The organism is Sphingomonas parapaucimobilis NBRC 15100, assembly GCF_000787715.1.
Lineage (GTDB): Bacteria > Pseudomonadota > Alphaproteobacteria > Sphingomonadales > Sphingomonadaceae > Sphingomonas > Sphingomonas parapaucimobilis.
Genome location: NZ_BBPI01000069.1, coordinates 64,423 through 77,466 on the forward strand (window position 1 = coordinate 64,423; position 13,044 = coordinate 77,466).

The window sequence follows — 13,044 nt, forward strand, 5'->3', positions numbered from 1 at the left end:
TAGCGGTCCTTGTTATTCGAATCGCCACGGGGCACATCGAAGCCACAGCCCTAGCCCAAAACTCCGACATTACAAATCTGCGGATTTGGAGACACCGAGCATCCATTGGTGCGGGGCGACGTTGACGCGCCATGTCTTCATCCGATCCGGGTCGTTACCCCTTTCGCCCTATCATCGACCGCCCCGCCTATGATTGGCCCGAGGGGCGCAGGGTCGCCATCTATCTGGGTGTCAATCATGAGGTATTCGACTTTGGCGGCGGCCTGGGGGCCGAGCTTGCCCCGTCGCAGAACCAGCCGGACGTGATGAACTATGCCTGGCGCGACTATGGCAATCGGGTCGGCGCTTGGCGGCTGTTCGAGTTGTTCGACCGGCTGGAACTGAAGACGACCGCACTGCTGAACGCGGATGTGCTCGATCGCTGTCCGGGACTGGCCGAGGCCTGTCGCGACCGGGGTGACGAGATCGCTGCGCATGGCGGCACCAATGCGAAGGCGCAGGGGAAGCTGGGGCAGGATGAGGAACGCCGCCTGATTGCCGACGTGAGCGACAAGCTGGCCGCGCTCGGCACGCGCCCGATCGGCTGGCTAGGCCCCTGGATTTCGGAGAGCGAGGCGACGCCCGATCTGCTCAAGGCGGCGGGGTATCGCTATGTCCTGGACTGGGCGCATGACGACCAGCCGACCCGTTTGGCGACCGAGCACGGCGAACTTCTGTCCATTCCCTATTCGCAGGAGATCAACGACCTGCCCGCCGTGATCCAGCGCAAGCAGGAGGCGGACGCTTTTGCCGCGATGATCCGCGATGCCGTCGAGCAATTGCTGTCCGAAGCCGATCGCCGCCCCTCTGTCCTGGGGATCGCGCTACACCCCTATATCATGGGGCAGGCACACCGCGTGCCGCCTCTCGCCCGCGTGCTGACGGCGCTGCGCGAGGCCGATGATCCCCGGATATGGTGGACGACCGCCGGAGCGATCGCCGACCATGTCGAGGCGAACGGGCTCGCCGCCTAGCGCCCCGACGCCAGGAAGCGATCCGCCGTGCGCAGCGACAGCGCCATGATCGTCAGCGCGGGATTGGCGGCCAGCGCACTCGGGAAGACCGAGTTGTCGCAAATCCACAGATTGGCGATGTCGAAGCTGCGCCCGTCCGCATCGACCACCGCTTCGTCGCCCTTGTCGCCCATCCGGCACGTGCCGATGGTGTGCGCCGAGCGATCGACCGCAAAAATGTCCTGCGCGCCCGCCGCTTCCCAGATGGCGGTCATGACGCGCCGGGAATGCTGATCGATGGCGCGCTCGTTGGCGTGATAGCTGAAATTTATCCGCGCCTTGCGATGGCCGAAGGCGTCGGTTTCGTCCGACAGGGTCAGGCGGTTGTCGGGATGCGGCAGGCAATCGCCGTTGATGCCGATCCCCGCCATGCGGTTATAGTTTCGCAGGATCGACTGGAGCCGCGTCCCCCACATGCCCGCCCCGCGCGCCAGTCCGGTGGCGAGGTTGACCGGCAGCACGCCCAGGCTCTGCATCAGATAGCCGCCGACGCAATCGGCATCGTCGGGGCGCATCATGTCCTCACTGATCAGCGAGGAGGGATAGCCCCGGTTCATCCGCATCTCGTCATCGAAGCGCCCCCAGATCTGGGTCGCGACATGCGCCATGAAGTTGCGGCCGACCTGGCCGCTGGAATTGGCAAGGCCGAGGTTCAACAACAGGCGCGGGCTCTCCACCCCGCCCGCGCACAGGAAGACGGCGCGGCAGCGCTGGCGATGCTCCTCGCCGCCCTGATGATAGACGACCCCGTCGATCCGACCCTCCTGGTCGAACTCGAAGGACAGGACGCGTGCCCGGGACCGGATTTCGGCGCCATGTGCGACGGCTTTGGGCAGATAGCTGGTGTCCATGCTGGTCTTGGCGGCATTGCGGCAGCCCTGATGGCATGTGCCGCAACTGACGCAGGCCTGCCGCTGCCCCCAATATGGCTGTTCCCGATCGCGCGAGACGAGTGCGGCCGGAGCATCGGTCGCGGTGATCCCCAATGCCTCGCACCCTCGCGCCATCACCTCGGCAGAGGCGTTGCGCGGAACCGGCGGATAGGCATAGCGGCGGGCCTCATCCCAGGGGTAGCGGGCGGGGCCGGAAACACCGGTAAATTGTTCGACCTGTTCGACATAGGCGATCAGTTCGGCATGGGGGACGGGCCAGTCCGCACCTTGGCCGGTCATCGTCTTCAGTTGCAGGTCGCGGGGATCGGGGCGCGGGCAAAAGGCCCCCCAATGGAGCGTCGAGCCGCCGACACCCATGCCGGAATTGTTCGATCCGAAGGCGGTCGGATCGTTGCCGCCGCTCAGTCGCTCTTCCATCCAGTAGATATCGGCGGCGAGTTCGTCCGCGACATGTTCGCTCGGGGTGAAGGACCGACCTGCCTCGAGCGCGACGACCGACAGCCCGGCTTCGGCCAGTCGCGCGGTCAGCGGGGCGCCGCCCGCGCCGGTGCCGATCACAACGGCATCGACCATCTCGGTCGTGGCATAGGGGGCGCGGCTCATGCGATCTTCTCCTCTACCATCTGCCAGACTTCGACATCGTTCGCGCCGGTCCGCCGATAGCCCTGGTTGCGCGGTCCATCGCCGCCGACCGCAAAGCCGTCATAACCGATTGCCGCCATCGTCGAGGGCAGCGCCGCCCATTGGCGCACGACCTCGGCCCGAACGTCCTGGAACCACAGGGCCATTTGCTTCGGCGACAGCGGTCCCGTATCCACGGCGGCGTCTTGGCCTCCCGCAGCGATGCGGTCCAGCCATTCGGACCGGGCCTGATGGTCCAGGGCGGTAAATCCGCCAGTGAGCGTGTCAAGCGTCAGCAAGCCCTGCCGCCAGGCCTCCGGATCGGGCGGTAAGTCGGCAAAGCGCCAACCGTCTCCCGGCCCCTGCACGATGACCGCCTCGATCCGCCGCGCGAGATCATGGGTGGAGACGTCTTCCGGCAGGATATGCGCGATCAGGGCCTCGACGGTCGCCCGTTCGGCCTCCGACCATGGAAGTCCGGCGTCGGAAACGGGCCGGGTCCGTTCCAGCATGGCAGCGCGAGTGCGTCGGCTGACCCGGGCGGAACTCAGGATATCAACGAACCCGACCGGAAGGATCGACGAGGACAGCGATGCGGCATGGTCTGCGAGCAACCGGACAAGCGCCTCGGGCTGTTCAAAAGGAATCATATGGGCGGCACCATCCACCACGCGGATATCCGCGTGACGATAATGCGGGGCGTTGAGCTGGCGCTGCGCATCCACGTTCAGATCGCCGTCTTCCGAGCCAGCGACGATCATTGCGGGTATGGAAATCCGGCCGACCTGGCCGCTCCAGTCCTCCAGGCTTCCGCGCTCCAGCCAGCCGAGCCACGCCTCTCGGCTCGAAGCTTGTACGTCCGCAACTGCCCGATCATGCCGTTCAGGTGGCAACGCCGACGCGGTATTGGCCTTCACGAAGGTCTCGGCATCCTCTTGCCCGATCGATCCGCTATCGACCCAGCCGATCATCTGCGTGCGCCGTTCCTCTTCCATTGGTTCGGGAGAGGGCGGGGAGGCTGCGACCAGCACCACGCCGACGACCCCGGCCAGCCCGATCTCCCCCGCCGCGGCGCGGGCCGCGACGATCGTGGCGATCTTGCCGCCCATGCTGTGCCCGACCAGAATAGAGGCGGTCAGGCGGTGGTGGCGGATCGTGTCGGCCAGATCGTCGGCCATTGCGGCGACATCGGCATAGCCTTCATCGATCCGCGCGCCAAAGCCCGGCAAGTCGAGCGCGATACAGGGCGCATCACCGAGATGCTGGCATACCGGCTCCCATTCCCGACGGCTGGAGCCCAGGGCGTGGAGAAAGACGAAGGTCGGTTGGATCATGCGGCCGGGTTCCTTGAAAGCCCATGCTGGACGCCGCACGACACGGTCCGTTCCTGACAAATGTCGCCCAACAGAAATTAATTTGGATCACAGGCGATAATTCTCGTCGCCCGCGCGATGCCGCAAAATTCATGGAACCCTGCGCCAACGTAAGCGCTTGGCCACGGTCCATATCCATGATCGGAGTAAAGTCGTGGCCGATACCGACCAGGCGCAGCCGCAGTACAAGATCGAATATCGCGAAATCCAGCCGTTCGGCACACTGAAGGACTTGCCGCTTGGTCTGTCCGAAAATGCCCGCAAGCAAAGCGTATCGATTCTGAACCAGGTTCTGGCCGACACGATGATGCTGCGCGATCTCTACAAGAAGCATCATTGGCAGATGTCGGGGGCGACCTTTTACCAGCTCCATCTGCTGCTCGACACGCATTACGAGAAACAGGCCGAGCTGGTCGACATGGTGGCCGAGCGTATCCAGGCGCTGGGAGGCATTAGCATCGCAACGCCGCATGACGTGGCAGAGATGACACGTATCCCGCGTCCGCCACGGGGCCGCGAGGATGTGCCGACGATGCTCGCCCGCCTGCTGGAGGCGCATCGGGTCGTGCTGGAACAGGCGCATGAGGGCGCAAAGACCGCCGACGAGTCCGGCGATGACGGCACCAACGACCTGCTGGTCAGCGACATCATCCGCTCCAACGAGCCGCAGGTCTGGTTCATCGGTGAGCATCTGGCCGCGACCGCGCTCCAGCGCGCCGACTGACCCCCAGCGAGATCGGAAAGGCAAGAGGCGATGGCGGATCGTGATCTGGCGAAGGGCATCGCCTCTAGCGACGTGCAGGAGGGGCGGATCGTCGTCGGTATGCTGGACGGACAGGATGTCGTGCTTGTCCGGCACAAGGGGCGGGTCTGCGCGCTGGCGGGCCAGTGTACGCATCTGAAAGCGCCCCTGGCCGACGGGATCGTCGCGGACGGCACGCTTCGCTGCCCCTGGCATCATGCCCGTTTCGATATCGAGACGGGCGAGGCGGTGGGGGCGCCCGCCTTCGCACCGCTGGAGCGGTTCGAAGTGGTCGAGGATGACGGCCAATTGCGGGTAATCGGTTCCGCCGATCCGGTCCCTGCACCCAAAGCGGCGGACACCACCGACCTTGGCTGTATCGTCATCATCGGCGCTGGCGCCGCGGGGCACGCCTGTGCCGAAATGCTGGCGCGCCACGGAGCAGGCGCGACGGTGACGGTGATTGGCGAGGAGGGTGATGCGCCTTATGATCGCACCTTCTGCTCAAAACAGTATCTGGCGGGCAAGGCAAAGCGCGACGAAACGAGCCTCCCAGTGCTGGAGGGCGTGGACCTGCGTTCGGGCATGGCGGTGTCGTGGATCGACCGCGCGGCCAAAGCGGTCGTCCTGACGGATGGTGATACCATGTCTTATGACCGGCTGGTGCTGGCAACGGGCGCGGCGGTCGTGTCTCCCGATTTTTACGGTGCGGATCGCGGGGATGTGTTCGCCTTGCGAACACTGGCCGATGCCGATCGGCTGATCGCTGCGGCAGGGCAGGCGAAGCGCGCCATCGTGATCGGGTCGAGCTATATCGGCCTGGAGGTTGCCGCCTCGCTGATTGCACGGGGGCTGGAAGTCGTGGTCATATCCGAAGACGAACTGCCGCTGGAGAAGACGGCCGGGCCTGAAGTCGGCGCAATGATCCGCAACCTGCACGAGTCCAAGGGCGTCGCGTTCCATCTGAACCGCCGCATCGCGCGCTGGGACGGCCATGTCGCCATGCTCGACGACGGTTCCGAAGTGACCGGCGATATCGTCGTCGCTGGAATCGGGGTGCGACCGCGGGTGGAACTGGCGGAAGCGGCCGGGCTCGATCTGGCCGCCAAGGCCGATGGCGGCGGCGTGAAGGTCGATGCGCGACTGCAGACGTCCGATCCCGCCATCTACGCAATCGGTGATATCGCCAACGCGCCGGATCTCCGGCTTGGCCATTCCATTCGGGTCGAGCATTGGGTCGTAGCACAGCGCATGGGCCAGTGGCTCGCCCGGCATTTCATGGGGCAGGCGAATGGCGGCTATCAGGAGGTGCCGTTTTTCTGGTCGGGTCATTACGACCTCAGCCTGCGCTATGTCGGACATGTCGCGTCACCTGAAGACCGGACGATCGATGGCGATGTTCCGACGAAGGACTTTGTCGTGTCGTTTGCTGAAGATGGTCGCGAGCAGGCGATACTGACAGCAGGGCGCGACGAACTTGCTTTGCAAAAGGAATATGAGTGGGAGCAGCGAGGTCGTTCATGAGGCTGGAGGCAAGATGCCGTCGGGATGAATAATCGGTCATCCACGCCGTCCAGTCTTGATTTGGCGGCGGACTGGACGATCTTTCGGGGCGTATGACTGGAGTGCCCCGATGAACGTCGAAGAACACACGCTGCTCACTCGGTTTCTCGATGAATTGTCTGTTGCGCGCGCGCGTATGAAGGACCCCGAGGCCGATGCCATGATCGCCCGTACGCTGTCATCCAATCCGGATGCGGCCTATCTGTTGGTCCAGCATGCCATCGTCGCCGACCAGTCGCTTCACGCCGCCCAGCAGCGGATCACCGAGCTGGAGCGTGAGCAGCTGGCGCGCCCGGCACCGGCAAGCAACAGCTTCCTGCCGCAGGGCGGTGCTGGCGGTCCCTGGGGTTCGCGGACCGAAGACAGCTATTCACCACCCCCAGCCGAGGCCCGGCCCGGCGTCTTCTCCGGCGGTGGCGGGCTGGGCAGCTTCCTGCGCAGCGCGGGCACCACGGCGGCAGGCGTCGTCGGCGGCGAGATGCTGTTTTCCGGCCTGTCCGACATGTTGGGCCATCGCGGCGGCGGTGTTGGCGGCTTGTTCGGCGGCGGAGGTCAGGGCTTTATGGGCCAACCCGAGAATATTACCATCAACACGTTCAACGATGACGATGGAGGCCGTTTTGACGAAGGCAATTCCGCCTTTGACAATTTCGACGATTATTGAGCGATGATCGGCCGGGCGGCGTCCCCTTCTTCGGGGGCCGTCCGGTTTGCGAAGGCAGAAGCGCCGGAGGCCTGCACTCCGATGGCGGCCAGACCGGCCGCCAGTTCCTCGCTGCGGAACGGCTTGGTCAGCCGCGCCATCTCAATGTCCATCCCCTCCGCCTCGGCATAGCCTGATACGATGATGCAACGAATCCCGGGCAGTTTGCCCTGCAGGTCGCGGGCCAGCTGCGCGCCACTCAGACCGGGCATGAGGTGATCGGTAACGAGCAGGTCGGGGCGCAGCCCGGCTTGCACCAGTTCCAGTGCCTGTTCGCCGGACGATGCCTCGACCACGCCGTAGCCCAGATCGGCCAGCATGTCGGCGGTGCTCATCCGCACCAGGTCCTCGTCGTCCACCAGCAAGACGGTGCCGGTGCCATCGGCCTTTGCCGAGGCAGGGACCACAGGCGCGGTCGTCGCCGTTTTGACGTCGCTGAGCGGCAGCCAGAGTGTGATCGCCGTCCCCCGCCCCAGCGCACTCAAAATCGTCAGGCCGCCGCCAAGCTGGGCTGCCAGACCATGCACCATGGACAGCCCCAGGCCCGTCCCCTTGCCGACGCCCTTGGTCGAGAAAAAGGGTTCGATCGCGCGCTGGCGGGTCGCCTCATCCATGCCCATGCCGGTATCGCCCACGCTCAGGCAGATATAATCACCCGCCGGAACGTCGACGATCTGCTGGCTGTCGACCCCGTAGCGGTGGACCTTGACCGACAGCGTGCCGCCGTTCGGCATGGCATCACGCGCATTGACCGCCAGATTGAGCAGCGCCATCTCAAGCTGGTTGGCGTCGGCCCTGGCGGGGGGCAGGGCGTCGGCGACCTCAACCTCCAGCGTGATGGTCGGGCCGACCGTCGATTCGATCAGGTCGGCCATGCTGTCGACCAGCTGGCTCAGATCAACGGCGGTCGGCTGAAGCGGCTGGCGGCGGGCGAAGGCGAGAAGCCGCTGGACAAGGGTCTTGGCGCGTTCGGCCGATTGGAGCGCACCGTCGATCAACCGCTTTTCACGCGCCGTGCCGGAGCCCCTGCGCATCAGCATGTCCAGCGAGCCGATGATCGGGGTCAGCAGGTTGTTGAAGTCGTGCGCGACGCCGCCGGTCAGGCTGCCCATCGCCTCCACCTTCTGGCTTTGCCGCAGAGCCTCCTGCGCCGCTTCCAGTTCGGCTGCGGCCATCAGGCGCTCGGAAATGTCGGTGGCCTGATGAAAGGCTGCAATCACCCGACCCGCGCTGTCACGAAGCGGCGTATAGGTGATTTCCCAGTTCGGTCTGACGAAATCCGGATTGCCAAAGGCTTCGGCGACGGTGAAATGCTCGCCGGTCAGCGCGCGGGTCATCAGCGATCGGATGGCATCACGCTGATCAGGCACGAATTGGTCTGGCAAGACGTCACCGATCTTGGTTTCGAAACCGAAGATCCGTCGGAATTCCTGATTATGCGCCTTGTTGAAGGCGATCAGCCTATAGTCCGTGTCGAAAGCGCAGATGGGCGAGGCGATTGCCTCGACGATCTCGTGATAGCGGCGGATTTCGGCGGTGCGCTCGACGACCTGCTGCTCCAGCGTGTCCTTCAGTTCGCGCAGCGCCATCTCGGCGCGGGCACGTTCGACCGCGACCTTGACCCGTTCGCCGACATTCTGGACCAGCGCTTCCTCCTCGGGTGTCCAGATGCGCGGCGTGGCGCTCTGGACCGCGAGCAGGCCGACCCATTCGGTTTCCTCGAAGAGCACGACATCGACGAACGCGCCGACCTCGCGGGCCTGAAGCCCCGAACGCGCGCCCTCGCTCAGACGGTGGTCGGCACCGACATTGGTGACGACCACCGGCGCGCCGCCACGATAGGCGGCCAGCAGGTCCGGTCCGAAACTGACCAGCGAATGGCGGCCGACGATCGACGATACGCCGCGCGCATAATCGCGCTCCACGGTCATCCAGCCTTGCGACGTGATCTCGGCATAGAAGACGCGGCTGGCCGACAGTTCCTCACCCAGTCGCTCCGCCACCAGCGCCATGATCTCGGTCGGTGTCTCCAGCGCACGAATATGATCGGACAGGGTCAACAGGAACGCGGCGCGGCGTTCCGCCAGCACCCGCTGCGTCGTGTCGGCCATCAGGCAAAGGACGCCGACCGGCTTGCCCTGTGCATCGGCGATGGGCGAAATGTCGAAATTGGCCCAGGCCTGCATTTGCTGCCCATCACGGCAGAGGGTCACCGGCCGGTCCGGAAAATGCAGTGTCTTGCCGCCGAGACCGGCGGTCATGATGACGTCGCTGAAAGCGGTATGGTCGGGCCAGCCGTCATGGACCGTCTTGCCCAGCAATTTCGGATGGCTGTCCCCGACAAACGCGGCATAAGCGTCGTTGTACAGCATCACTCCGTCCTCTCCCCAGAGCAGGAGGTACGGAACGGTCGAACGCAGCACCAAGGCAAGCGTCATCTTCAGCGCGATCGTCCAGCGCTCGACCGGGCCGAGCGCCGTGGCGGACCAGTCCATGTAAGCGATCCGATCGGCACAATCGCCACCGCCGGTGAGAAAGGGGGGCGTTTCCACGCCAGCACTGACGGCAGCGACGCCCTTGCCATGCGTCTCACGGAATGATGGGGATGCGGCTGTCACCAGCGTACGATACTCTATAAAGCGAAAAGCGCGAAACGCTCATTAACCGGCCTCAAACTATGGCCCTCGCCCGCATATGATGGCGGCACCGCGCGCAAAAAAAGGCCCCGGTTTTCGCCGGGGCCTCGATCCGCTCGCGAGGGAAGAGCGATGGAAAGTTTAGAAGGTGCCGCGCAGACCGATCAGGAACTGACGGCCGGGCTTGTACTGGGTGAACGTCGCGTTCTCGAACTGGAAGTAGGAGCGCAGCGTCGCATTGGTGAAGTTGGCGACGTTGACGGTCAGCTGCGGCGCACCGGCAATCCCGAAGATCTTGTCGAGGTCGAAGGCCGACGAGAAGTCGTAGGTGGTATAGTCGGTGCCGAACAGCGCCGCGTTGGGGATGCCGTTCTGCGCCGCACCGCTGTTCTGAGCACCCTGACGCGAGGTCGTGGCGACGCGCAGCATGACGCCGTTCTTCTCGTAATAGCCGGTGATATTGTAGGTGAAGGGCGCCACGCCGAACGCAACGGCCGGGCCGTCGCTGCGCTGGTCGACGATCGTGGCGTTGGCGTTGAAGCCGAAGCCGGTGATGCCGATCGCGCGGGTCAGGAAGTCGAGCGGCTGAACCCACTGGAATTCCAGGCCGTTGATGGTCAGCTTGTTGGGCACGTTGACCTGTGACGTGACCTGCACCTGGGCCGCACCAGGCCCACCGCGCGCGTTGATCGCGATCTGCTGCGTCGGGTTCAGCGTGTCATAGGTGATGCCATACTGCGCCAGGTTCGAGAAGGGCACCGTGCTGATCGCGGTGGTGGTGAACCCTTCCAGCGACTTGCGAAACGCGTTGAAGCTGATCACGCCCTCACGGCCGGTATAATATTCGAAGCCCAGGTCGAGATTGGTCGACAGATAGGGCGCGAGTGCCGGGTTGCCGATCGAGGCCTGGTCGGCCGAGGGCGCGCCGAAGTTGATGCCCGGCAGCTGTGCCGAGGGATCGGGCCGGGTCATGGTGCGCGAACCCGCGACACGGACCACGGCATGCTCGCCGATATCATAGGCGAAGGTCGCGGCGGGCAGCCATTCGGAATAGACGTTGCGCGTCTCAGCGATGTTGATGATGCTCGGGTAACGGCTGCCGTCGGGCAACGACGCGCCGGAAGCGGTGGTGTTGCGGGGATCGGGCAGCGAGACGCGGCCCGAGATCGTCTGGATCGTGTTGACGTAGCGCAGGCCGACATTGAAGCGCAGCGTGTTGCCGCCCAGTTCCTGCGCGCCGTTGACGGTCGCGAAGGCCGACTTCACGACCTCGCGGATGAAACCCGCGCTGGCGCCCGTGTTCGCGCCGCCATTCTCAGGCGCGTTGTCGTGGAAGAACTGGTAGTTGCTGGCCTTGGCAAAGGCGGGCCAATTGACCGTCACGAAACCGGCGGGTCCCGGCGACAGATAGCTGGGGGCCGCGCTGTTGGGGATCAGCGACCCGCCATAGCTGACCGGGCCGCTCATGCCCGAGCTGAAGCCCGTGCCATAACCCGGATAAGTCGGATAGCCCGCAGGGGCTGCGCCCGGTGCGTTCAGGCCTTCGCAGGGCGGCTGCGAGTTGGGCGAGGGGACGGCGACGTTCGGGTTGTTGCCGCACACGGCGTTCTGCCAGAACTGGCTGTTGTCGAAGCCCCGGATGCGGCGCGACGTGTCGTCATAAGCGCCGCCGACCTTCAGGTTCAGCGCGGTGTCGCCCCAGGTCAGGTCGCCGCGAAGGCCCTTGTTGATGTTCAGGCGACGCTCGTCCTGCAGGTTGACGCGGCTGCCCGCATACCAGCCGAAATTCTTAGGATCGTTCAGGTCCAGCGCGCTAGTGATCGTCGGGATGCCGCCATTGTTCGAGAAGGTGACGGTGTTGCCGACGCCCAGCGGCGTCGTCATGCCGACGGTCGGGCTTTCGCGGTGGAAGGTCGACCGGGCGTAATTACCCTGGAAGTTCAGCTTCAGCTTGTCGTTGATCTGCCACTCGGCGCCCGGATTGACGCTCCAGAGGCGCGTCGTCTCGGTATAGGGGCGGAATTCGTTGAAGAACTGGGCATTGGCAAAGGTGCCGCCGGTGACGGTGCAGCCCGCGCTGCAATCCGACTTGTCGAAGGTGAGGTTGGTCGGGATGATCGCGCCGTTGCGGACGATCCAGGCCATATTCTCACGGGTCAGCTCGTTCTTCTTGAAGCCGTACAGGCCGTCGACATAGAAATGCAGCTCGTCGGTCGGGCGATATTCGGCGCTCAGGATCGCATTGATGCGGTCACGCGGACCGCGAATGCTGGTCACGCGGCCCAGGCGCGGCAGCAGGCCGTTGTCGATCTGCTGGATGGTCGCGCCCGGATTGTTGGCGAGCAGGAAGTTGCGGTCGATCACCGTGCCGGGGATCAGGCCCGCACCTGCGCCATTCGGAACGGTGGACGGGATCGTCCAGTTGCCGCCACCGGTGCCGGTGTTGCAAACGGTCGTCGTACCGCATTGTGCGGCGGTCAACTGCGGGTTGGTATAGCCGATCGTCTCGAAACCGCGCGTGTCGGTGAACAGGCGCTGCGCCGAGACGCCCGCAAGGACGCCGAACGTTTCGTTGCGCCAGCTGCCGATCAGCGAGCCACGCGCACCGATCCGGTCTTCCGGCGTCTGCTTCGACCCCTGGATGTTATAGGCGAGGAAGGGGCCGCTGCGGTCGAACGGGCGGGCAGAGCGCAGGTCGATATTACCCGCCGCGCCGCCTTCCAGCAGGTCGGCGGTGTAGCTCTTGTTCACGGTCAGCTTGGTGAACAGGTCGGTCGGGAAGAAGCTGAGGTCGACCGAGCGGTCGGTGCCCTGCGCGTCGGTCGAACCCGAGGAGGCGACCGCGATCGGCGCGCCGTTCAGCGTGACGTTGGTGAAGTTCGATCCCAGGCCGCGAATGGCGACGTTGGTGCCTTCGCCGGTCACGTCGCGGGTGATGGTGACGCCCGGAATGCGATTGAAGGATTCCGCGATGTTGGTGTCCGGAAACTTGCCGATATCCTCGGCAAAGATCGAGTCGGTGAAGCCGGTCGCCGCGCGCTTGGCATTGGTCGACTTCGCAAGGCTCGAGCGATAGCCGGTGACGACGATGTCTTCGGAGGGCGTGCCCGGGGTCTGATCGGTTTGCGGTGCGGGCGGCACGGAGCGGCCGTTATCCTGGCCGTCATTAAGTATCTGCCCTTGCGGGGCGGGAACCGCCTGCGCCCAGGCCGTCGAAGCGCTCATCGCGCCAACGGCCGTGGCGCAAAGCAGGGCGATGCGGCTGAGCCGGATGGTGGGCACGGATTTCATGTCAGGTCCTCTCTTGCGGCCCGCTGTCGTTCGTTGCGACATGCGGATTGATTTCGTTGGATCGGGTCGGTGTCGGATCAGGGTGCCGGTGGCCCGCGATGATGGCTGGGAACACGCGTCTCGCGGTCTGCCGATGCGTCGGCCATGACGATGCCGTTAACCATGCTATC

At 64.9% G+C, this 13,044-nt stretch carries 8 protein-coding genes; 4 read left to right on the top strand and 4 right to left on the bottom strand.

Annotation, left to right across the window (positions count from 1 at the left end; genetic code table 11):
- Nucleotides 1-131: 131 nt before the first annotated feature.
- Entirely contained in the window at nucleotides 132-1,013 is an 882-nt protein-coding gene (locus SP5_RS12385) for a polysaccharide deacetylase family protein (protein WP_042489123.1), read from the top strand.
- Here SP5_RS12385 and SP5_RS12390 read toward each other — a convergent pair.
- Complete coding sequence (locus SP5_RS12390; RefSeq protein ID WP_042489126.1) at nucleotides 1,010-2,548, bottom strand: GMC family oxidoreductase; 1,539 nt, start codon at nucleotides 2,546-2,548, stop codon at nucleotides 1,010-1,012. The two genes, SP5_RS12385 and SP5_RS12390, sit on opposite strands and share 4 nt — an antisense overlap.
- A complete protein-coding gene (locus SP5_RS12395; RefSeq protein ID WP_042489129.1) occupies nucleotides 2,545-3,900 on the bottom strand; it encodes an alpha/beta hydrolase in 1,356 nt (451 codons plus the stop codon). Before SP5_RS12395 ends, SP5_RS12390 begins: the two co-directional genes overlap by 4 nt.
- Nucleotides 3,901-4,093: 193 nt before the next feature.
- Here SP5_RS12395 and SP5_RS12400 point away from each other — a divergent pair, with 193 nt between their 5' ends.
- From SP5_RS12400 to SP5_RS12410, 3 genes are all read left to right on the top strand, one after another.
- A complete protein-coding gene (locus SP5_RS12400) occupies nucleotides 4,094-4,663 on the top strand; it encodes a Dps family protein (protein ID WP_174435540.1) in 570 nt (189 codons plus the stop codon).
- A gap of 30 nt (nucleotides 4,664-4,693) precedes the next feature.
- Nucleotides 4,694-6,205: an FAD-dependent oxidoreductase gene (locus tag SP5_RS12405; RefSeq protein WP_042489131.1), complete on the top strand. Its 1,512-nt coding sequence runs from the start codon at nucleotides 4,694-4,696 to the stop codon at nucleotides 6,203-6,205.
- Nucleotides 6,206-6,314: 109 nt separating this feature from the next.
- The gene (locus SP5_RS12410) at nucleotides 6,315-6,908 is read left to right on the top strand and encodes a DUF2076 domain-containing protein (protein ID WP_052811532.1); all 594 of its coding nucleotides are present in this window, start codon (nucleotides 6,315-6,317) and stop codon (nucleotides 6,906-6,908) included.
- On the opposite strand, the gene SP5_RS12415 is transcribed toward SP5_RS12410, so the two are convergent.
- Entirely contained in the window at nucleotides 6,902-9,499 is a 2,598-nt protein-coding gene (locus SP5_RS12415; protein ID WP_245613483.1) for a GAF domain-containing hybrid sensor histidine kinase/response regulator, read from the bottom strand. The two genes, SP5_RS12410 and SP5_RS12415, sit on opposite strands and share 7 nt — an antisense overlap.
- A 225-nt stretch (nucleotides 9,500-9,724) precedes the next feature.
- A complete protein-coding gene (locus tag SP5_RS12420; protein ID WP_042489134.1) occupies nucleotides 9,725-12,874 on the bottom strand; it encodes a TonB-dependent receptor in 3,150 nt (1,049 codons plus the stop codon).
- Between the last annotated feature and the right edge of the window lie 170 nt (nucleotides 12,875-13,044).